This is a genomic window from Alishewanella sp. SMS8 (assembly GCF_030737935.1).
Classification (GTDB): Bacteria; Pseudomonadota; Gammaproteobacteria; order Enterobacterales; family Alteromonadaceae; genus Alishewanella; species Alishewanella maricola.
In genome coordinates, this window is sequence record NZ_JAPJEA010000003.1 from 15,232 (window position 1) to 37,416 (window position 22,185).

Here is a 22,185-nt window from a genome sequence, read left to right on the forward strand (position 1 = left end):
TAATTCAGAATAAGTGAAGCAAACTTATGCTTTGCAATAAAAAATACCAGTGATGGACAGGGGAGATAAAATGAAGAGATTGGCAATAAGCATTGCAGTAATCACCGCTTTAGGTTTAGTTGGCTGTGGTGATTCAATAGAAGATATCAAACAAGATGTAGCGGTTGAAGGTACGGTAACACCGAGTGCACGGGTTATATTTGACCCCACAGCAGGCAACGTTTCTGTACCAAACGATTTACTTTTTCAGGGTACTACTGATGGTACGCTTACGCTTGATAGCGGTGCTACCCCTGATTACACCAATCCACAAGTTGCATTGGGTGCTTTAGATGGTTGGTCTACGCAAAATCCGTTTACCATTGCCTTAAGCTTTCCCGCTGGTGTGACGTTAAATATGGACTCGGCGGCAGCACCTGGCTCTGTGCGTGTTTTTAAAGCCGTAATGGGTGATCCTGCGTCTCCTGAGACCGATTGTCGCGCTGTACCCCGTGGTGCCGCCTGTAAAATTGTTGCTGAATTACAATACGGTGTGGATTTCGTTTCTGCCGGTAGTGGCAACAGTGTTGCTGTAGTGCCATTAAAACCACTTGAATCTGCCACGACTTATCTTTTAGCGTTAACTAACGGTTTAAAAGACAGCACCGGTGCAGCCGTAAAACCTTCAACCACTTATGAATTAGTGAAACAAGACCTGAGCACTTTACCACTGGCCACGGATTCTCAGCGTGCCTTACAAGGTGTTATCAACAGCTTTGAAAACGTGATGGTGCGTGATCAAGGGCTACCCAAAACCAGCATTATTTATTCTGCGGCCATTACCACGCAATCAACAGGGGTTGTGTTAGCTAATTTAAAGCAATTAATGGCATCGCCAACACCAACAGGTTATGCACCTACCGGCTTGGCTATGCAAAACACCGGTTTGACGGTTTCGCAACTTAACCCTGCTTTTGCCAGTCAGCCGGCTTTTACTATTACCCGTTTGTACCAAGGTAGTTTAACGCTGCCGTACTTTTTAGGTAAACCTTCTGAAGCGAATATGACCGCGCCGTTAAATACGCGTTGGACTGCACGTTGTGACAGTGGTGCTATTATTGCAGCCTTACCTGCTAGTATGAAACCCGAAACGCCTGTTTCTGAAAATGACGGTTTTTGTCAGGCGGTAACTTCAGGTGCGCTACGCGATCTGGGTGTGGATAGTGCTCGTCATTTAACTAAGTTTAACGTGATCCCTGCTATCCGCAGTTATGAAACCGTTGGTGTGCAGATGACCGTGCCTGATGGAAATGTTATTTCAATGCCTGAAGCCGGTTGGCCATTGGTGATATTGCAACATGGTATTACTTCTAAAAAAGAAGATATGCTAGCTGTTACAGGTGCCTTAGCTTCGCAAGGTTTCGCCACTATTGCCATTGATCACCCGTTGCACGGCAGCCGTGGTTTTACTCAAGCAACTGAAACCGGCAACTTAACGTTTAATGCCTCTACTAACTCTGCAACCGATTATATGAATCTGAGCAATCTGTTGGTGACTCGGGATAATTTACGTCAAAGTATTGCGGATATGTTGGCGCTGCGTTTTGCGATAAATAACCTTACCGGTGTGACCATTGATAAAAGCCGCGTACAGTTTTTAGGGCATTCGTTAGGGGGCATTACAGGTACCAGCATGGTGGCGTTAGCGAATAGCACCACCGGAAATGCTGCTTTAGATGCCGCGTTTAAAGTTGAAAGCTCGGTATTAGCAATGCCAGGTGGTGGTATTGCTAACTTCTTATTAGACTCGCCACAATTTGGCCCACTGATTAAAGCCAGTGTGATGTTAGGCGCGGGTGGCCAATTAACCAGTGAGTTTGTCACTTATGTGGCTACCAATACTGATTGCGGTGCACCAACTGCGGCAACCGCTGCAACTTGGCCGACTTGTGCGGCGCCGGTGGTTAATCAGTACCTTGCTAGCTTAAGCCAAACAGGCAATACAGCACAGCAAGCGCGCATTACTGCCACCTTAAGTCAGTTTGCCTTTGCTGCGCAAACCGTGACCGACAGTGGTGATCCAAACAACTACGCAAAAGCCTTAGTCAGCAGCGGTACACCTACTTTTATGATTGAAGTAGTGGGTAATGGTGCGGATAGATTGCCAGATCAAGTGATCCCGAATGGCTTCTTTAATCCATTAACGGCGTTAGCCAATGGCCGTATGGCATTAGCCGGTACAGAACCACTGGCACGCTTATTAAGTGCCGGCTCAGTACCCGCTCAAGCGCCAGGTGTTGCGTTAACAGGCAATGCGATTACCCGTTTTAACGCGGGTGCGCACAGTTCAATTTTAAGCCCTGCAAGTAGCGCAGCTGCTACCGGTGAAATGCAATATCAAGCCGTGACGTTCTTTTTAAGTCGTGGTACACAAATTGGTATTCAAGATACTTCGGTGATTGCAAACTAAGCTTTGCTTAGCGTTTAACCACAGCCCGGTTGCACTTGCACCGGGCTGTTGCTTTTAGGGTATGATGCACCTTTATTATTCATTGTAAGGAGACAGGCTTTGGCATTTTTATATGAATACGGCATTTTTTTGGCGAAGGTTGCTACCTTGGTGGTGGCATTAGCGATTGTGGTGGCCATTATGGCAGGCGCTGCGATGAAAACGCGTCAACGTAAAGGTCAATTGTCTATTACGGATCTCAGTGAAGAGTATCAGCACAATCAGCAACTGTTACAACAGCAACTGATGGATAAAAAAGCCTTCAAGAAATGGCAAAAAGCCCAATCAGCTGTAAAGAAACAACAGCAGCCAACACTCTTTGTCATTGATTTTAATGGCAGTATGGATGCGAAAGAAACCGACGCGTTACGCGAAGAAATTAGCGCCATTTTGGCAGTAGCCACGTCAAAAGACGAAGTTTTGTTAAAGCTCGAAAGTGGCGGTGGTGTGGTGCATGGTTATGGTTTAGCCGCCTCGCAATTAGCTAGGCTAAAACAACAAAAGATCCCACTCACTATAGCCGTGGATAAGGTAGCCGCCAGCGGTGGCTATATGATGGCCTGCGTTGCCGATAAACTATTGGCGGCACCTTTTGCGATTATTGGCTCTATTGGTGTTATTGCACAAATACCTAATTTCAATAAATTATTAAAGAAAAACGATGTTGATTTTGAACAGTTCACCGCGGGTGAATTCAAACGCACTGTAACCTTGTTTGGTGAAAACACCGCAAAAGGCCGTGAAAAATTTCAGCAAGAATTAGAAGAAACCCATGTGCTGTTTAAAGACTTTGTCAGCCAACAGCGGCCAGTGTTGGATATCGACAGAGTGGCTACGGGTGAACATTGGTTTGGCTATCAAGCCCTTGCTTTAGCATTGGTAGATCAATTGCAAACCAGTGATGATTACTTGTGTAGTATGTTTGCCGAGCGAAAAGTACTACAGGTGAAGTTTCAATTGAAAAAAGGCTTGGCAGATAAACTGGGTGCAGGTGGCGCTAGCTTTGCTAGTGGTATCTGGCAAAATCTGCAACAACGCCGTTGGTGGTAACACATGGACGCAGCATTTTGGCAGGCGTGTTGGCAACAAAATAAACTCGGCTTTCAATTAGCTCAACCGCATCCGCTGTTGCAGCGTTGGTTGCCGCAGATCTTGGCCGAGCAGCCAAGGCTGACTGAAATCGTGGTACCGTTGTGTGGTAAAAGCCCTGATTTGCTATTTTGTCAGGCTTTGCGGCCGGTTCTGGGTATTGAGTTATCGGACATCGCTTGTCATGCTTTTTTTGCTGAAAATCAGCTGGCGCATACTGTTACAACAGCACATCCATTAGCCGAGCAGGGCTTTATTCGTTTTCAAGCTGAGGCGTTACAACTGTTACAAGGTGATTTCTTTCAATTGCCTGATAGTCGCGTCAACGCCAATAACCTTATCTACGATCGCGCGGCATTGATTGCGCTGCCCTTGGAAATGCGACAACGTTATGTTGAAAAATTAGATAACTGGTTAGAGCAGGGCACAGCATTGCTGCTGATCAGCCTAGAATACCCCGAGGATGAGAAAACGGGGCCACCTTTTAGTGTCACTAGCGCTGAGATAGAGCAGCATTTTGCAAAGCGACACATCCAATTGCTAGAACAAGTGGATATTACCGGGCAAGGCTTTGCACGGCGTCGTTTTGAAACATCACGTTTATGTGAAAAAGTGTATTTAGTTCAGGCATAAAGTAGGCTAAAAACGCTACCCGCAACATCGGTGGGTAGCGCTGATACAAATCGTTAATCTCTTAAATGATGGAAATCGATGGTTTCTTCTTTCTCACCGGCGTTTGGATTATTATAAATAGCCGCATTAAACTCTCCTTCGCTTTTAGCGACAATACAGGACACCATCGCATCACCAGTCACGTTTACTGCGGTGCGAGTCATATCCAGTAAGCGATCCACACCAATAATAAGCGCAATACCTTCAACCGGTAAGCCTACTTGCTGTAGCACCATCGCCAGCATGATTAATCCCACCCCCGGAACACCAGCCGTGCCGATTGAAGCCAAGGTTGCAGTTAAAATGACCATCAAGAAATCGCCAAGACTTAAATCGACGCCAAACACCTGAGCGATAAAGACAGTGGCAACACCCTGCATAATGGCAGTACCGTCCATATTAATTGTAGCGCCCAGTGGAACTGTGAATGAACTGATGCTGTTATTGACACCGAGCTTTTTATTGACCGTTTCCATGGTCACTGGCAGCGTGGCATTACTGCTTGAAGTACTAAAGCCAAATAACGCGGCATCGCGCATTTTCTTTAAAAAGATAATCGGGTTTAAACCCGTTAGTGACTTTAACAGCAAGGCATAAACCACAAACCCATGAAACAGTAATACAAAAAGCACTACGCCAAAGTATTTGACTAAGCTGCCGATAGTTTCTAAACCCAGCGTGGTAAAAAGTTTCGCCATCAGGAAAAACACACCATAGGGGGCTAAGTTCATTAGTAAAGTGACCAACTTCATAATCACTTCATTAAAATCATTAAACTGCGCGGCAATCCGCTCCCCCGGCTTGCCTGACAAGGCCACGGCTAGGCCAAATAACACGGCAAAAACGATAATTTGCAGCATATTGCCTGAAGCCATTGACTCTATTGGGTTACTTGGGAAGATATTGATAAAGACCTGCGCTAACGTTGGGGCAGAGCTAACATCAAAGGTTTGATCGCTTTGCATTTCCACACCCAAACCTGGGCCAGTTAACAAGGCTGCGCCGATCGCTAAGCTAATGGCGATAGCGGTGGTGATCATATATAAGCCGATGGCTTTACCACCTAAACGCCCAAGTTTAGAGGTGTCAGATAACGAGCAGGTCCCACAAACTAAAGACACAAATACCAACGGCACCACCAGCATTTTTAAGCTGGCAATAAATATTTCGCCGCCAACATGAAAAATACCGTCAACAAAAAAAGCTTTTAAGGGTATATCTAGACCAAGCAAAGCCAAATTGCGCTCTTCGGCACCACCCAGTAAAAATTGAAAGAAGAAACCGACTGCAAGACCCGCTAACATACCAATCACAATACGTAAGGTAAGACTGAGTTTTTTATTATTTGACGTCATATATAGTGGTTTTTGTGTTGTAATAAAACACTAAGACTACCAGTTTGTGCCAGCTTTGGTCACTAGAGATAGAAATTTTTTTTAAATTAACCCTGCCAGCTGGATAATTAATGGTTTAAGATGCAAAATTAACAAAACTATAAAAGAAGTGCTAGGGAGAGTTTCATGTTAAACATCCGGCTGTTATGGATACTTTTTGTATGTTTGAGCTTGTCAGCTTGTGGTGGTGGTGGCACGCTCGAAAGTGGTGGTGGTAGTTCAGGTTCTGGTGGAACCGGTACTACTGACACTTATACTTTGGCATTAACGTTGACTGATGCTTCAGGGCAAGAAGTCCGTCAAGTTTCCACTGCTGCGCCTGGTAAGCTTAGGGCAACGCTGAAAAAAAATAATCAGCCCCTAGCCAATCAATTAGTTCGATTTACATTAGACGGTAACGTTGGTCAGTTATCCCCAACTGAGGGAACGGCCAGAACCAACGAAAACGGTATAGCCGAAATTCAATTGCAAGCCGGTGAAACGGCAGGCTCTTCTCAAGTAACCGCTTCTTATCAGGCTTCTGACTCTCAAACGGTTTCTTCTGCCCCTTATGTTTTCGATGCTGTAGTAACAGGTGGCTTGTCAGCCGAGCTTTCTGTGACGTTGTTAAAGCATGATGGCACTATCGCACGTTCGGTATCGCATTTTTCACCGGGCATTGCTGAAGCGCGTTTGCTGATCGATGGTCAGCCAGGTGCATTCCAACTTATTCAGTTTGAACTCGGTTCATTGGGTGTACTGAACCCTAGTAATGGTTCAGCTATGACGGATGTTAATGGTATTGCGCGCATAGACGTAATTGCCGGTACAGAAGCTGGCGCAAGTACATTAACGGCAACATTTGCTCCAACAACAACGCAAACCGTGAGTGCTAGCCCGTTTGTGTTTACTACAGCCGGTGATACACCTGTGCAAGGTGATGAAACCGCTTTTAGTATTAATCTTGCAATGACGAATCAAGCAGGTAATACAATTAACCAGATCTCTAACGCACAGCCCGGTATTGTTGTTGCCACCGTAAGGGATAGCTTAGGCCAACCGGTCGTTAATAAAGTCGTTTCTTTTGTCTCTTCTTTAGGCCGCATTCAACCCGGCTTTGGTACAGCATTAACCAATGAACTTGGTCAGGCCACGGTGACTCTTACTGCAGGCACGATTAGTGGCGCTGGTTCAATCGAAGCAAGGTACCAGGCAAAAACTCAAGATCTTGGTTTTACAAGCGCGGGTGATGAAGTTATTAGCCCTTATATATTGTCTTTGAATCTCAAAGACGCAGCAAATAATGATATTCGCACAGTTTCTAGAACCCAACCAGGTAAGATCCAGGCAACACTTACTCGTAATGGTGAACCTGTTGTTGATGAATTAGTTCGGTTTTCATTAGATTCATTTATTGGTCAGCTATCACCTGCCAGTGGTACAGCAAGAACGAATGCAAATGGTGTTGCCGAACTTAGTCTCCTAGCTGGTCAGGTGGCCGGTAGCGGTCAGATTAGAGCTGTAGTGACAATTGATGGTGTCAATGTTCAGGCTTTGTTTTTTGTGTTTGATTCTCTGGGTGATGATACGGTAGTGAGTGCACTGACATTAAGCTTGCTGGATGCAGCAGGTGTAGCAGTTCGGGATCTAGCGTATGCCACTCCGCGTAAGTTAGAAGCGTTAGTGACCGAAAATGGTACGCCAGTGGCGTTTCGGTTAGTCACCTTTAGCGTAGATGGTGCGGGTGAGATTAATCCTGAGACAGGTCGCGCAATGACAGACGCGAATGGTATTGCTCGGGTAGATTTATTAGCCGGTTTTGTTGCCAGTGCGGGGGAAGCGCAAGCGCGTTACACGAACAGCGAAGGCGCCGAGATTGTCTCTGATACCTTTACCTTTACCTCAGCAGGTGACACGCCGCTACCGGGTGACTCACCTGACTTTACTGTTGAATTACGGCTTGTCTCCAGTGTGTCAGGCACTGACACCAGTGAAATCAGTGCGGCTAACGGTGGTCAAGTTATCGCAACCGTTCGCGATAAAGATGCTAACCCGGTTGTTAATAAAGTTGTAAGCTTTAGTTCTTCTTTAGGCAGTTTACGTCCGTCTACGGGTACCGCGTTAACTAATGCGCTCGGTGAGGCCAGAATTAGTTTGGTTGCGGGTACAGCAGAAGGTGCCGGTACAGTAACGGCACAATATGAAGCGGTAACATCGTCGATTGGTTTCTATACTCGTGGTGATGAGGTTGATCCTAATCAAGTAAATGCCACCGTAAACTTCAGGCTATTAACAAGCTGCCCAAGTGATTTCAGAACAAACCGTGACCCTAACAATTGTATTGAGACCACCAGCATTTCTGCAGAGCAGCCAGGTATCTTGTACATTGAAGTGCTGCGTGAAGGTGCGAGTACGCCATTAGCGCAAACTTTAGTGTCAGCGACTACTACTCTTGGTTCTATCAGTCCGAGAACGGGCACAGCAATTACGGATGCAAACGGTATTGCCCTGTTAGATTTAGTGGCGGGTAGAGATGTGGGCGCGGGTGAAGTTTCTGTGACCGCACTTGCGACAACACGTACTAAAGCCTTTGAAATTGGTGCGGTTGATGTCGATATTGTGGTGTCATCAAGCTTAGCGGTAGGTGATACCTTAGCGGCGGGTTCAACAACCTTAATTTCTGTTGATATTTCAAGAAACGGCCAACCCTATATTCCGCCATTGGGAGTTGAATTTACCTCTGGTTGTGTGCAAGCCGGTTTAGCAGTGATGGATCAAGCAGTGACTAGCATTGGTGGTGTTGCCCGTTCAACCTACCGAGCTTCTGGTTGTGTTGGTGGTGATTTAATTACTGCCACGGTTATCACTGGCGGTAATACCGTGAGTGGTACTGTGGTTGTTGATGTGTCTGAAGCCGCCATAGGTTCGCTAGAGTTCTTAGATGTTTCTGCACCTATTATTGCTCTTAAAGGCACTGGCGGTGCAAATCGTACAGAAACCTCTATCGTGCGTTTCCGTTTGATTGATGAAAACGGTAGCCCAGTGGCTGGTCGTCAAGTTGACTTCACTCTTGCCACGGCTTTAGGTGGGTTAGAATTAGCTCAAACTAATGGTTTCACTAATGGCGAAGGTATTGTGCAGACTGTGGTACGTTCGGGTATTGTACCTACACCAACCCGAGTTATAGCAAGAAGTGAGCAAACGGTTACGAGTGGAACTGTGGTTGTCACTGCGCCTTCTGATGTGTTGACGGTCAGCACAGGGTTGGCAGATCAAAATAGCTTCTCAATCGCACGATCTGCATTCAACGTGCACGCGTTAGATTTTGATGGTAATGAAGTAGATTTAACCGTCTCATTAGCGGATCACTTTAATAATCCAGTGCCTGATGGTACGGCAGTTAACTTTATCGCTGAGGGCGGTTCAGTGGAGTCAAGCTGTACAACAACTGATGGCCGTTGTTCTGTGAAGTGGCGCAGTCAAAATCCAAGACCATTTACCACAGGTTTTGCCAACACTATTGCCGCCAAGTGTGACGGTGGTAAGCCATGTCCGTTGGGTATTGTCAGAAATGACACTGTGACTTTTGATCAACCATTAGGTGGCAGAGCGACGATATTGGCTTATTCAATTGGTGAAGAATCATTTGCTGACTTAAATGGTAACGGTCGCTTTGATACGGGTGAATATGTTGCAGCCTATGATTTAACCGAAGCCTATATTGATAACAACGAAGATGGTCAATTCCGTGGCGGAAGCTGTGACGATACGGCAAACCCTTGTTCACCAGCAACGCCTGAAGGGGATCAATTTGAAGAGTTTATTGACTACAATAATGACACCTTATTCAACGCGGCGAATGGTCGATACAATGGTCTATTGTGTCGTCAGGAAGATGCGGATGCAGGCTTATGTACTCGTCAGTTAGTCAATGTGTTCCAAAACCAAGAAATTGTGATGTCTGGAGCAGAAGCGTTCTTCCGTTTAACGACGTATGCAGCTGATTGTTCTGCAATTACTGGTGTTACTGCCACTCCTGTTCGGGTGAATAGTAATCCGTTAAGTCCAGAAGTTTTAGAGGTTCAATCTGATCCAGCAAGTCGGAAATTATGTGAAGTTTCAGCAATCGATCTATCTTCAGGAGCTGCGCCTTCAGTTTCTCTAAGATTGTTTATTTCTGATATTTACAATAATCCAATGCCTTTAGGTACAACAGTGGCGGTAAGTGCAGATAATGGTGTGTTCGTTGGTGCTGATTCATATACCTTCCCGAACACTACCAGCAGAGTGCCTGTTAGCATTTCTTTTGGTTTAACTAGAGAACCTGCTACAGGTAATGAAAAGCTCGATGGTTTCATAACCATTAATGTCACATCACCTTCTGGTTTAGTCAGTTCGCTTTCAGTGCCTGTTCGTGATGACAGATAAAAGAGCGTGAAACGAAAAAGGAGCCTTAACGGCTCCTTTTTTATTTGTTATTTTAAATGGTTAAAAATTTAACTAAGCTAATCACTAATCACTAATCACTAATCACTAATCACTAATCACTAATCACTAATCACTAAACGCTTATCGCTGAAAACTATACACCGAACCCAACTTAAGTAATTGCGTCAGTTCATCTAAGGCAGTGCGCGATTCGATGATGAGTTGTGGATCGGCTAGTTCAGCTTCTGATAACCGATCACGGTAATGTTTATCAACCCAGTTATTAAGGTTAGCAAATAAGGTATCGTTCATCATCACCGCAGGGTTAACGGCTTGACGTTCTTGCTCGTTCAAAACCACTCTTAAACGCAAGCAAGCAGGGCCACCACCATTTTGCATGCTTTGCTTCACATCAAAATAATGTACGTTTTTAATCGGGGTATTTTGCTGGCACAAGTCAGTAAGGTAACGATATACACCAGCATGCTCTTGGCATTCTGTTGGCGCGATAATCACCATTTCTCCTGACGGCAGATTAATCAATTGGGTGTTGAATAAATAAGTACGGATGGCATCTGCCACCGAGACGTGTTGATTTTTGACTTCGATAAAATGGAGCTGGGCTTCACCAGGAAACTTTTGTTTGATCTCTTGTAAGCTGGCGGCTGTATTCAAAAAAGCTTGCTCATGGAAAAAAAGCACGTTTCGGTTACCCACGGCGATAACATCATTATGAAATACGCCCTGATCAATCACCTCAGGGTTTTGTTGCATAAAGACGGTGTTAGCCTCGGTTAGCCCGTGTAAACGTGCTACAGCTTGACTGGCTTCGATTGTTTGCCTAGCTGGATAGCGCTGTGGTGCCGGTTTACTCTGATTAAAGGCATAACGGCCATATACAAAGAGTTCAAGACCGCTTTGCCCATAGTCACTGCACAGACGCGTATGGTTAGCGGCACCTTCATCGCCAAAGTGCTCATTGTCAGGTAAATGCAGATGATGCGCGAAGTGCCTACTGTCACTGAACATCGCTTGCAGGATCCGACCTGTAGTCGTTGGCTCCAGTGAGCGGTGAAATTTGTTAGTTAAGTTTGCTGGAGTAAAATGAATTTTTTTATCTGGCGTATCGCCGCTGGGTGAAACGGTTGCTGCGTTGGCGGTCCACATACTGGATGCAGAGCACACTGCGCGGTAAATTTCGGGGGCTTTTGCTGCGGCGTCTTGCATAACTTGTGCATCACTGCCACTAAAACCTAAGCGGCGTAGCATACCCAAATCGGGACGTTCTTGCGGTGCAAGCACCCCTTGAACCATGCCAAGGTCATGTAATGCCTTCATTTTTTGTAAGCCCTGTTTAGCAGCTTGTTTCGGGCTAGAATGATTTTTGGCATTGTTTAAAGACGCCACATTGCCGACTGATAAACCGGCATAATTGTGGGTAGGGCCCACGAGCCCATCGAAATTTGCTTCATAAGCTTGCATAGTTTTTCTTATCCTTTGTTAGTTGCGGTGCTGTTTTTGTTATTTTTACGACCGCGAGATGTTATGCTTCATTTTTTGCTGAGTGACAGGCCTTATCGCAGAATAATTGTGGCCTATTTGCATAATAATCAGTTTAGACACTTGTCACAACAGCGGTTTGCGGATATACGTTTAAAAAAGGGCACCACAAGATGGTGCTGTAATAGGGGATCTCTGGGTTTAAAATGGCGAAATCACTGGTAATAGTCGAATCACCGGCAAAAGCAAAAACCATTAATAAGTATCTGGGCAATGACTTTATCGTCAAGTCTAGCGTGGGTCATATTCGGGATCTACCTACGAGCAGTAGCAAAGATAAAGCTAAGGCTACCGATAAAACGCTTAGTAAAGACGAAAAGGCCTACCAAGCCTTGGTTGATCGAATGGGTATTGATCCCGAGCATGGCTGGAAAGCACGGTACGAAATTCTGCCTGGCAAAGAAAAGGTTGTGAAAGAGCTTAAAACGCTGGCTGATAAAGCCGATATCGTTTACCTCGCAACGGACTTAGACCGTGAGGGAGAGGCCATTGCATGGCATCTTCGTGAAATTATCGGTGGCGAAGAAAGTAAGTTTAAACGCGTGGTGTTTAATGAAATAACAAAAAATGCTATTACTCAAGCTTTTGAGCAGCCTGGTCGGCTTAATGTTGACCAAGTTGATGCCCAACAAGCTCGACGTTTTCTTGATCGCGTTGTTGGCTTTATGGTTTCACCGCTGTTATGGAAAAAGGTCGCCCGTGGTTTATCTGCTGGCCGTGTGCAGTCAGTGGCTGTGCGCTTGGTGGTTGAACGCGAGCGTGAAATCAAAGCCTTTGTTCCTGAAGAGTATTGGAGCATTGACGCTGACACCATGACGGCTTCTAAACATGCCTTACAATTAGCGGTCAGCAAATATCAGGGCAAAACGTTCTCGGCGGTAAACAAAGCGCAAGCTGATCAAGCCCTGTCGCTATTAAATAAAGCCCAGTATCAGGTTTTAGATCGAGAAGATAAGCCCAGTAGTAGCAAACCTCAAGCACCGTTCATTACCTCTACATTGCAGCAGGCGGCCAGTACGCGGCTGGGTTATGGTGTGAAAAAAACCATGATGTTAGCGCAGCGGCTATACGAAGGCGGGCATATTACCTATATGCGTACCGATTCGACCAATTTAAGCACAGAAGCTGTGGCAAATTGTCGTGATTATATCGAGCAAAAATTTGGTAAAGCTTACCTACCTGCCGGACCTATCAGTTATGGCAGTAAAGCGAATGCTCAAGAAGCGCACGAAGCTGTTCGTCCTTCTGAAGTTACGGTGCTGGCGTCTGATCTTACTGATATGGAAGCCGATGCCAGAAAATTATATGAGCTGATCTGGCGGCAATTTGTTGCCTGCCAAATGCCTGCAGCACAATACGATGTAACCAACATTACCGTTGCAGCGGGAGAATTTGAATTAAAAGCCAAAGGTCGCGTGCTACGTTTTGATGGTTGGACTAAAGTTCAGCCAGCGATGAAACGCAAAGGCGATGAAGATAATGAGTTACCGGATGTGCGCACCGGTGAACAACTTACTTTAAAAGAACTGCACGGTGCGCAGCACTTTACCAAGCCGCCAGCGCGTTTTAGCGAAGCCAGTTTAGTTAAAGAGTTAGAAAAACGCGGTATTGGCCGGCCATCGACGTATGCTGCGATTATTTCGACCATTCAAGATCGTGGCTATGTTCGGGTGGAGAATAAACGCTTTTATGCTGAAAAAATGGGGGAAATCGTTACCGATCGTTTAGTTGAAAACTTTGATGATCTGATGAATTACGATTTTACTGCCAACATGGAAGTGAAACTCGATGATATTGCCAAAGGGCAGTTAAGTTGGCGTAAAACGCTTGACCAGTTTTATCAGGGCTTTACCAGTAAACTGAAAACCGCTGAGCTTGACCCGGAAGAGGGCGGGATGCGGGTTAATCAGTTCGTGTTAACCGATATTGAATGCCCTACCTGTGGTCGTAAGATGGGTATTCGTACTGCATCTACAGGAGTGTTCTTAGGTTGTTCAGGCTATAATTTGCCACCAAAAGAGCGCTGCACCACCACGATGAATTTAGTCTCGGGTGAGGAAGCGGTTAATGTTACTGACGATGAACTTGAAACAGAAGTGCTTCGCCAGAAGAAACGTTGTAGCAAATGCGGCACAGCTATGGACAGCTACTTGATTGATGAGCAACGTAAATTGCATGTCTGTGGTAATAACCCTGAGTGTGATGGTTATCAGGTTGAGGCCGGGCAGTTTAAACTGAAAGGCTACGAAGGGCCTGAAATTGAATGTGATAAATGTGGCGCGCAAATGCAGCTGAAGTCGGGTCGTTTTGGTAAATATTTCGGTTGTACCAATGCAGACTGTAAAAACACCCGTAAATTGTTACGCAGCGGTGAAGCGGCGCCACCAAAAGAAGATCCTGTTCATTTAACTGAATTAAAGTGCGAAAAATCGGATACGTACTTTGTGTTGCGCGATGGTGCGGCCGGTTTATTTTTAGCCGCGGCAACCTTTCCTAAATCTCGCGAAACCCGAGCGCCGCTAGTGAGTGAGCTTAAAACATTCCGTGAGCGTATTTCACCGAAGTTTTATTATTTGGCTGATGCGCCTGCTAAAGATAAAGCTGGTAACCCTGCTATTGTTCGCTGGAGTCGAAAGACTAAACAACAATATGTAATGACAGAACATGAAGGCAAAGCCACAGGTTGGGCGGCATGGTATGAAAACGGTCGCTGGGTGGTCACAGAGAAATAAGCTTTAGATGCTTAGCGTGATAACATAGGCACTAAAACGTTCAATGGATAAGCACAAATGGTAAGGCCTTGGCCTTACCATTTCTTTTTGGGAGCAAAGAGCTCATCGAGATCTTTGTTATCTTTATCATTACGATCTGCGACGTCTTTGGCATTACCGGTTTTTAATGCTGCGGTTATTTCAGCTAACTGCTGCTGAACTTCGGCTTGACGCTGGCTAATATAGTCATTTTGTTGATTGGATGCTGAGAGTAGTTTTAATGCTTTTTCATAGTATTGCCGAGAAGAGCCAATCATATTATTGGTGAGAGCACTCTTACCGCGCTTAATTTGTGTTTCGACAGTGATACGTAATTGAAACAGATCAAGACGTGCATCCTCGTCTACCACCATTTGAGTTTCCACTTTACCTCGAGCGTGCTCTGCTCTGAGCATGGTTCTTAGCTTTTTAATAGCTTTGAACATCGCGATACATTGCTGATCATCATCAGGTAGGCTGATATTGTCTGCAACAGCGCCCGTATTATTTTTCAATTCTTCGATACGGTTTTCAGTATCTTCTAAGCGCTGGCGTAATTCCCGCTGCTCGGGTTCGAGCTGTTTCATGGCTTTTAACAAATAGCTGACCCTGCGCATCAGCATTAAGGAAATACCGTTAGACATCGGCACATTCGTAGAATTAAACAAAATTTCTTCTGTTTCTTCTAGTGCGTGACGCAATTTAGTGAATTCAGCACGTTTTAATTTTTGAATTTTTTCTTTATGCTGCTGCACCACATTCACTGTAATGGCGATAATCACCAGTGCTAAGATTAGCGTGATGATTAGGGAAAATACCATCGATACCTCTGCCTTATAGTTTTCGGTGTATTAAGCCGCTGTTTTGCTTGCGTAGCCATAAGTCTACGCGTCATTATTCCGTTCGGCTTGACAAAATCTAGCTTAGACTAGCAAAAATCGCACCATAAGCCAGCTATTTTTAGCCAGCAAACGCAGCTATTTGCTAAAACAAAATGTTATAGATAGTGCTATTATACAAAATTATTGGAATATTTGGGCTATCCAGATTGTTGACCGTTACCGGGTAAGGAAGTCAATTAATGAAATTGCAGCAACTGCGTTATATTGTCGAAGTGATGAATCATAACCTTAATGTTTCTTCTACGGCAGAAAGTTTATTTACCTCACAGCCCGGTATCAGTAAACAAGTACGGATGCTAGAAGATGAGTTAGGCATTCAAGTATTTGGACGTAGTGGTAAACACTTGACGCACGTTACACCTGCGGGTCGCGAAGTGATCGAAATAGCCCAGCAAATATTGGCTAAAGTCGACAATATTAAAGCCATCGCTAAAGAGCACACCTTACCCGATCAAGGTAAACTCAATATTGCGACGACACATACGCAGGCCCGCTATGCGTTACCTCCGGTGATTGGTAATTTTATGCAGAAGTTTCCCAAGGTCTCGCTACATATGCACCAAGGTACACCTCAGCAAATTTCTGAAGCCGCTTCACGCGGTGATGCCGACTTTGCCATTGCCACTGAAGCGCTGCACTTATACCACGATCTGGTGATGCTGCCTTGTTATCATTGGAATCGCAGTATTATTGTTGGAAAAGATCATCCCCTTGCGCAACTGGACCACAAAGTACAAATTGAAGATGTAGCCCGTTTTCCTATCGTCACTTATGTTTTTGGTTTTACCGGGCGCTCAGAGCTCGATCGCGCTTTTGCCGCGAAAAATTTAGAGCCGCATATTGTCTTTACCGCTACCGATGCCGATGTCATTAAAACATACGTGCGTTTGGGTCTGGGCGTTGGCGTGATCGCTTCAATGGCGATTGATCCGAACTTAGACAAAGATTTAGTCGTGATCGAAGCAGGGCATTTATTTGAAGCGTCTACTACCAAAATTGGTTTTCGAAAAGGCGCATTTTTACGCACCTATATGTATGAATTTATTGAGCGTTTTGCGCCACACTTAACCCGTGATGTAGTGGAAAAAGCCAGTGCTTTGCGTACTCAAGAAGATATTGACCGGATGTTTAGTAAGTTTGTGCTACCGATCCGCTAGTTGAAATTCTTGCTGCAAGATGGCCTGAGTAAAGTGACTCTTCAGATAAAAACCCCGCGGTAAAGTTTGGATCGGTTCGCCATGCGCACCGATCGCTTTTGTTAGCGCTTTGCTATCGGCTGCCTTAGGCCTTAATTGCAAAGCCTTACCGTGAGCCCCTCGAATATTAGCGATACCGCCTAGGCTAATTAATTCCATTAACTCTTCCCAATCCTGTTGCAAAATAGCAGCCTGTTCAGCATTGGGTTGCCATAAAAAACCTTGGCCTATAATTCGCTGATGCAGGGGAAGTTGTCGCTCAGCCAGGATGGGCAACCATAATACTCGCTGTAATTTCTGACAAACCCAAGAGTCCGCCCAATGTTGGCCAATGTTACCCGTTAATGGCGCCACACAAACATAGGTACTCTCCAGTGGTTTGCCGCTGTGATCAATGGGCAGTGTTTTTAATTCAATGCCTAACTCTGGAAAATCAGGCAAAGCCTGTGAACCTGCGCTCGCGCCTAAGGCTAATTCCATGAGTTGACCGACCCAGCCTTTATCTTTACGGAGATCTTTGGGGACAGGTTGCGATAATTCTGCTGCTAATTGCCCCAGCGTTAAACCGGCAATACGTTGGCAGTTAGTCAGTAGTTCGGCAGTAGATTGTGGTTTTGCAGACATGTTGCGCTATTTTGAACATTACTGCTTTTACCCTAGCATTATTTGAGGCTTTTGGCTGTTTAAAAAGGCAGCAAACCGACTTATGCACAAAAGCATTTGGTATTTCAAAAGCGCCAAATATAATTAATTGCATGAAATATATAGAGAAAATGGCAAGGTTTTGTTTGAAGTTATTTTCGTGTTTCGAGTTATTAAGTGGCTAACTGGGGCTTAGTCACAGCTTTATGCACAGCATCTGTGAAAAAGCTCACATTCGCGCACTGCTTGTTGCGTTATCTGTGGATAACTTATGGGGTGTGATTGAAAAATACCGTTTGCCGCCAAGACGACTTTGTGAAAGAATCCTCTACATAGCAGATTTAACATCGCTTGAGGTTTGTGTGATCGATGCCGAGGGTTTCCGACCCAATGTCGGCATAGTGATTTGTAACACCCATGGACAGGTGTTTTGGGCGAAAAGATATGGTCAACATTCCTGGCAATATCCACAGGGTGGCATTGATGACGGTGAAACACCGGAAGAAGCCATGTTTCGCGAATTGCATGAAGAAGTTGGGCTTCGGCCTGAAGATGTGGAAATTATTGCGACAACCAAACACTGGTTACGCTATAAGTTGCCGAAACGGCTGATCCGCAAAGACAGCAATCCTGTGTGTATTGGACAGAAACAAAAGTGGTTTTTACTGCGTTTGATCTGTCGGGAAGAGGATGTCAATCTGGCGAAAACCAGTCATCCGGAGTTTGATAGTTGGCGATGGGTCAGTTATTGGTATCCGGTACGGCAGGTGGTTTCCTTTAAACGGGAAGTGTATCGCAAGGTTATGAAAGAATTCGCTCCGGTCGCTTTGCCGTTTGTTCGCCGGGACAGTATAAAACGAAAAACTTGAAATAAAACCTGCACGTGAAATGAGGTTACTATGCTAGGCCAGCTGCGGCGAATTGTTCAGGATGTGGCACAAGAGCCGATACTAAACAAAGCTATGGCTGGCTTGGTTAGCAGCGTTAAGCATGCCTTGGAAACCGAGTGTTGCTCGGTTTATTTGGCAGATTATAAGCAACAACATTTTATGTTGATGGCCACTGACGGCTTAAATCAAGATGCTGTGGGTAAAGTGGCTATTGGTTTTTCCGAAGGTCTGATTGGCTGGGTGGGGCAGCGTGAAGAGCCCATTAATCTAGCACAAGCTCATTTACACCCTCGCTTTAAAGTCACTCCTGAAGTCAGTGAAGACAGTTTTTCGGCTTTTTTAGGTTGTCCCATTATCCATCATCGTAAAGTGCTGGGTGTATTAACCATTCAGCAAGCGGCTGAACGGGTATTTAGCGAAGATGAAGAATCCTTTCTGGTAACACTGGGCGTGCAGCTTGCCTCGGTGTTAGCTAATGCTGAAATGCGTGATGCGGCGACACGAATTACCCCTTTTAGCCAGCAAGGCTCACAGTTTCATGGTTTACCTGGTTCTCCCGGGATGGCCATTGGCGAAGCCTATGTTGCGCAGCCGGCCAGTGACTTTGCTGCTATTTCGTTAAAGCGCGCCGAAGATCCAGAAAAAGAATTAGCCTTGTTTTATCGGGCCGTTAAAATCACCAAAGCCGAATTTAATCGTTTAGCAGAGCGCATGTCGAGCCATTTACCGGCCGATGCATTAGCTATTTTTGATGTATATCATCAGCTTCTTGACGCTGCCAGCCTGGGGCGCGAAATCGAAATTCAAATTACCGATGGTTGGTGTGCCAAAAGTGCTTTAAAACGCGTGGTAGAGCGTTTTGCCCGGCAGTTTGATGACATGGATGACCCTTACCTGAGAGAGCGCGGTTTAGATATTCGTGATCTGGGGCAACGGGTGCTCAATAATTTATTGGATACCGAACAACGCCGCGCTAAATTACCCGATAAAGTGGTATTGGTGGCTGATGAAGTTACGGCGACTATGCTGGCCGAAATTCCACGTGAGCAATTAGTTGCTGTGGTTTCACTGCGAGGCTCCGTAAACTCGCATGCTGCTATTATGGCTCGCGCTTTAGGGATCCCAGCCGTGATGGGGGTGAGTGAGTTACCGTTGTTGCACTGGCATGCGCAGCGCGTGATTGTAGATGGCTACCAAGGTCATATTTTGTTATCACCCTCTGAAGCACTCTGCCATGAATATCAGCGGCTTATCACTGAAGACGTTGCGCTAAATGCACGTTATATGGAAGAAATTAGTTTACCATCGGCTTCAAAATGTGGTGAGCAATTTAAGTTTATGGTGAACTCGGGGTTAGCCGTTGAGTTAGAAAATGTCCACGCCCAATACACGGATGGCGTAGGGCTTTATCGCACAGAATTTCCGTTTATCATTCGTGACCAATTTCCGACAGAACAAGACCAAGTCGATTTATATGCGCAAGTGCTAGGCAGTTATCCCGGTAAAACCGTCGTTATGCGCACGCTCGATGTCGGTGGGGATAAAGCACTGCCTTATTTTAGTATTATTGAAGAGAACCCCTTTTTGGGGTGGCGCGGTATCCGATTAACCCTAGACCATCCAGAGATTTTCTTGGTGCAAATTCGCGCCATGATCCGCGCTAATATCGACCATGATAATTTGCATATTTTACTACCGATGATTTGCGATTTGCACGAGGTGGATGAAGCCATTCGTTTGGTGAAGCAAGCTTGTTTTGAGTTAAGTGATGAGTTAGAAATCACTTTACCGCTGCCAAAAATTGGCGTGATGATTGAAGTGCCCTCAACCTTGTATTTGTTGCCAGAGCTTGCGGCAAAAGTTGATTTTTGCTCGGTGGGTACTAACGATTTAACCCAATATTTGTTAGCTGTTGATCGCAACAATGCACGAGTAGCGAATTTGTATGATGCCTTGCATCCGTCGGTACTACGTGCGTTATACCGTTTAGGGCAAGATGCTCAGGCGCTCCACTTTCCTATTAGTATTTGTGGTGAGTTGGGTGGCGAGCCCGCCGGGGTGTTGTTACTGGCTGCGATGGGCTTTCGGCGCTTTAGTATGAACAGCAGTAATTTAGCGCGCATAAAATGGTTGTTACGGCGGGTTGAGTTGGCCGAATTACAGCAACTACTCACAGAGGTGCTGCAGTGCCATTCACCCAAACAAATACGAGCAGAAGTGCAACGCTTTTTAGAGCAAAAACAGTTGTTAACTAAGCTTAGAGCCTAAATATCCCAGCCTGATAATCTAATTTCATTGTAAAGTCACTGCCACTGCAGTCGTCAGTAATTAAGGAAGTTTATGACAAGTTCGGCAATACCCTTTCCTAATCTCGATCCGGTTTTACTCGATCTAGGGCTGGTAAAAATTCATTGGTACGGCATGATGTATTTGTTAGCCTTTGGTTTAGCCTATTGGCTGGCGAATCGTGCTGCAGCTAAACCGGGTTCAGGTTGGAACAGCGAACAGGTTAGTGATCTGTTGTTTTACGGTTTTGTGGGGGTGCTGTTAGGCGGTCGTGTTGGCTATATTTTATTTTATAATTTTGCCACTGTGCTCAACGATCCCTTGTATTTATTTCGGATCTGGGAAGGCGGCATGTCATTCCATGGCGGTTTAATCGGTGTACTCACTGCGATGGCCTTGTTTGCACGTAAGTATCAAAAAGCTTACCTAGCGCTGGGCGATTTTGTGGCGCCATTGGTACCACTGGGCTTAGCGGCTGGGCGAATTGGTAACTTTATCAATGGCGAATTGTGGGGCCGTACTACTGATGTGCCTTGGGCGATGGTTTTTCCGGGCGCGGGTGCGTTGGGCCGACACCCATCGCAGCTTTACCAAGTGGCGTTAGAGGGCCTATTACTATTTATTGTTATTCTAATTGTGCGACGCTTGCGTCCACCGGTTGGTGTGGTCGGTGGGGTCTTTTTGTTAGGTTATGGTTTGGCACGTTTTACCGTTGAATTCTTCCGTGAGCCTGATGCACATCTGGGCTTATTATCACTTGGCATGACCATGGGGCAATGGCTTTGCTTACCCATGATGTTAGCCGGCATCGGGATTATGGTGTTTTCGTTCAAGCAAGGCAGAGCGTCAGGAGTGAGTAGCCAATGAAGCAGTATTTAAAACTTTGTCAGCGCATTATTGATGAAGGGGTTTGGGTTGATAACCAACGCACGGGTACTCGCTGCTTAACGGTGATCAATGCTGATCTTGAATACAATGTCGCTGCGAATGAGTTTCCGTTATTAACCACGCGTAAAAGTTACTATAAAGCCGCCATCGCCGAATTATTAGGTTATCTTCGTGGTTATGACAATGCTGCGCAGTTTCGCGAACTGGGCTGTAACACCTGGAATGCGAATGCCAACGAAAATGCAGCGTGGTTAAATAATCCCGCCCGCAAAGGGGTTGATGATTTAGGCCGTGTTTATGGCGTGCAAGGGCGTGGCTGGCAGAAGCCTGATGGCTCGCGCTTAGATCAGTTACAAAAACTCGTTCACAACTTATCGCAAGGGATTGATGATCGTGGCGAAATTTTGACTTTTTATAACCCAGGTGAGTTTGAATTAGGCTGCTTACGGCCATGTATGCACACGCATACCTTCAGTTTACTTGGTGATACTTTATCACTGACTTCTTACCAGCGCAGCTGTGATGTGCCTCTGGGTCTGAACTTTAATCAAGTACAATGCTTTGTGTTATTGGCTTTAATCGCGCAAATTACCGGGCATAAGCCTGGCAAGGTTTATCATAAAATCGTTAATGCGCATATTTACGAAAATCAGTTACCATTATTAAAACAGCAGCTACTCCGTGAGCCGTTCCCGCTGCCGAAATTACACCTTAACCCCAATATCAAAACACTCGCCGATATTGAGCAATGGGTCACTCCTGATGACTTTACCTTAGAAGGTTATCAATCGCATCCAGCCATTAAATACCCGTTCAGTGTTTAATTGCTAAACCTTGCTGCGGCTTTGGCGATAGTAGGCAAACAGCATAACGCTGTGCATTGACAGCGTTATGCATAATGCCGAGCAGTTGAGTATTTAGCATAACGCGATTTGCTTAACTAACTTAACTTGGCGTAATGCTGAGTTATTTTTTAGTCAAAGTCTGTAGGGTGCGGCAATAACATCTCGTCGTCTTAAAT

The 22,185-nt window shown here is 45.4% G+C and carries 14 protein-coding genes; 10 read left to right on the forward strand and 4 right to left on the reverse strand.

Annotated elements, in window-relative coordinates; all coding sequences use genetic code 11:
* Window positions 1–70: 70 nt before the first annotated feature.
* From ORJ01_RS10420 to ORJ01_RS10430, 3 genes are all read left to right on the forward strand, one after another.
* On the forward strand, window positions 71–2,449 hold the full coding sequence (locus ORJ01_RS10420) for a VolA/Pla-1 family phospholipase (RefSeq protein ID WP_306177975.1): 2,379 nt from the start codon (window positions 71–73) through the stop codon (window positions 2,447–2,449).
* A gap of 99 nt (window positions 2,450–2,548) precedes the next feature.
* Window positions 2,549–3,538: a protease SohB gene (gene sohB / locus ORJ01_RS10425; RefSeq protein ID WP_306177977.1), complete on the forward strand. Its 990-nt coding sequence runs from the start codon at window positions 2,549–2,551 to the stop codon at window positions 3,536–3,538.
* Window positions 3,539–3,541: 3 nt separating this feature from the next.
* Window positions 3,542–4,210 carry a thiopurine S-methyltransferase gene (locus ORJ01_RS10430; protein WP_306177978.1) on the forward strand — a complete coding sequence of 223 codons (669 nt, stop codon included), beginning with the start codon at window positions 3,542–3,544 and terminating at the stop codon, window positions 4,208–4,210.
* Between the two features lie 53 nt (window positions 4,211–4,263).
* Here the strand turns inward: ORJ01_RS10430 and ORJ01_RS10435 are convergent, their stop codons facing one another.
* Window positions 4,264–5,604, reverse strand: coding sequence for a dicarboxylate/amino acid:cation symporter (locus ORJ01_RS10435; RefSeq protein ID WP_306177979.1), 1,341 nt, complete (start codon window positions 5,602–5,604; stop codon window positions 4,264–4,266).
* A gap of 165 nt (window positions 5,605–5,769) precedes the next feature.
* Here ORJ01_RS10435 and ORJ01_RS10440 point away from each other — a divergent pair, with 165 nt between their 5' ends.
* Complete coding sequence (locus tag ORJ01_RS10440; protein ID WP_306177980.1) at window positions 5,770–10,050, forward strand: Ig domain-containing protein; 4,281 nt, start codon at window positions 5,770–5,772, stop codon at window positions 10,048–10,050.
* A gap of 141 nt (window positions 10,051–10,191) precedes the next feature.
* On the opposite strand, the gene astB is transcribed toward ORJ01_RS10440, so the two are convergent.
* Window positions 10,192–11,532 (reverse strand): N-succinylarginine dihydrolase, encoded by a 1,341-nt coding sequence (gene astB / locus ORJ01_RS10445; protein ID WP_306177981.1) that lies wholly within the window; start codon window positions 11,530–11,532, stop codon window positions 10,192–10,194.
* 224 nt (window positions 11,533–11,756) lie between these two features.
* Here astB and topA point away from each other — a divergent pair, with 224 nt between their 5' ends.
* Window positions 11,757–14,342, forward strand: a complete 2,586-nt coding sequence (gene topA / locus ORJ01_RS10450) for a type I DNA topoisomerase (protein ID WP_306177982.1) — start codon at window positions 11,757–11,759, stop codon at window positions 14,340–14,342.
* A 74-nt stretch (window positions 14,343–14,416) separates the two neighbouring features.
* On the opposite strand, the gene ORJ01_RS10455 is transcribed toward topA, so the two are convergent.
* Window positions 14,417–15,181: a hypothetical protein gene (locus tag ORJ01_RS10455; RefSeq protein WP_306177983.1), complete on the reverse strand. Its 765-nt coding sequence runs from the start codon at window positions 15,179–15,181 to the stop codon at window positions 14,417–14,419.
* Between the two features lie 260 nt (window positions 15,182–15,441).
* Between ORJ01_RS10455 and cysB the strand changes: the two genes are divergently transcribed.
* Entirely contained in the window at window positions 15,442–16,419 is a 978-nt protein-coding gene (gene cysB, locus ORJ01_RS10460; RefSeq protein ID WP_226752066.1) for an HTH-type transcriptional regulator CysB, read from the forward strand.
* On the opposite strand, the gene mutH is transcribed toward cysB, so the two are convergent.
* Window positions 16,405–17,082, reverse strand: a complete 678-nt coding sequence (gene mutH, locus ORJ01_RS10465; protein ID WP_226752067.1) for a DNA mismatch repair endonuclease MutH — start codon at window positions 17,080–17,082, stop codon at window positions 16,405–16,407. The genes cysB and mutH overlap by 15 nt on opposite strands.
* Window positions 17,083–17,462: 380 nt before the next feature.
* On the opposite strand from mutH, the gene rppH reads away from it, so the two are divergent.
* From rppH to ORJ01_RS10485, 4 genes are all read left to right on the forward strand, one after another.
* Window positions 17,463–17,969 carry an RNA pyrophosphohydrolase gene (gene rppH, locus ORJ01_RS10470; RefSeq protein ID WP_226752078.1) on the forward strand — a complete coding sequence of 169 codons (507 nt, stop codon included), beginning with the start codon at window positions 17,463–17,465 and terminating at the stop codon, window positions 17,967–17,969.
* 30 nt (window positions 17,970–17,999) lie between these two features.
* On the forward strand, window positions 18,000–20,258 hold the full coding sequence (ptsP, locus tag ORJ01_RS10475; protein ID WP_226752068.1) for a phosphoenolpyruvate--protein phosphotransferase: 2,259 nt from the start codon (window positions 18,000–18,002) through the stop codon (window positions 20,256–20,258).
* Between the two features lie 72 nt (window positions 20,259–20,330).
* Window positions 20,331–21,143, forward strand: coding sequence for a prolipoprotein diacylglyceryl transferase (gene lgt / locus ORJ01_RS10480; protein ID WP_306177984.1), 813 nt, complete (start codon window positions 20,331–20,333; stop codon window positions 21,141–21,143).
* Complete coding sequence (locus tag ORJ01_RS10485) at window positions 21,140–21,988, forward strand: thymidylate synthase (protein WP_226752070.1); 849 nt, start codon at window positions 21,140–21,142, stop codon at window positions 21,986–21,988. Before lgt ends, ORJ01_RS10485 begins: the two co-directional genes overlap by 4 nt.
* The last annotated feature ends 197 nt before the right edge of the window (window positions 21,989–22,185 follow it).

Excerpts from the sequence above, each read along its gene's own strand:
- topA (WP_306177982.1), top strand. The coding sequence starts at position 11,757 with ATGGCGAAATCACTGGTAATAGTCGAATCACCGGCAAAAGCAAAAACC.
- astB (WP_306177981.1), bottom strand. The coding sequence starts at position 11,532 with ATGCAAGCTTATGAAGCAAATTTCGATGGGCTCGTGGGCCCTACCCAC.
- ORJ01_RS10430 (WP_306177978.1), top strand. The coding sequence starts at position 3,542 with ATGGACGCAGCATTTTGGCAGGCGTGTTGGCAACAAAATAAACTCGGC.
- ORJ01_RS10435 (WP_306177979.1), bottom strand. The coding sequence starts at position 5,604 with ATGACGTCAAATAATAAAAAACTCAGTCTTACCTTACGTATTGTGATT.
- ptsP (WP_226752068.1), top strand. The coding sequence starts at position 18,000 with ATGCTAGGCCAGCTGCGGCGAATTGTTCAGGATGTGGCACAAGAGCCG.
- lgt (WP_306177984.1), top strand. The coding sequence starts at position 20,331 with ATGACAAGTTCGGCAATACCCTTTCCTAATCTCGATCCGGTTTTACTC.
- mutH (WP_226752067.1), bottom strand. The coding sequence starts at position 17,082 with ATGTCTGCAAAACCACAATCTACTGCCGAACTACTGACTAACTGCCAA.
- ORJ01_RS10440 (WP_306177980.1), top strand. The coding sequence starts at position 5,770 with ATGTTAAACATCCGGCTGTTATGGATACTTTTTGTATGTTTGAGCTTG.
- ORJ01_RS10485 (WP_226752070.1), top strand. The coding sequence starts at position 21,140 with ATGAAGCAGTATTTAAAACTTTGTCAGCGCATTATTGATGAAGGGGTT.
- ORJ01_RS10455 (WP_306177983.1), bottom strand. The coding sequence starts at position 15,181 with ATGGTATTTTCCCTAATCATCACGCTAATCTTAGCACTGGTGATTATC.
- ORJ01_RS10420 (WP_306177975.1), top strand. The coding sequence starts at position 71 with ATGAAGAGATTGGCAATAAGCATTGCAGTAATCACCGCTTTAGGTTTA.
- cysB (WP_226752066.1), top strand. The coding sequence starts at position 15,442 with ATGAAATTGCAGCAACTGCGTTATATTGTCGAAGTGATGAATCATAAC.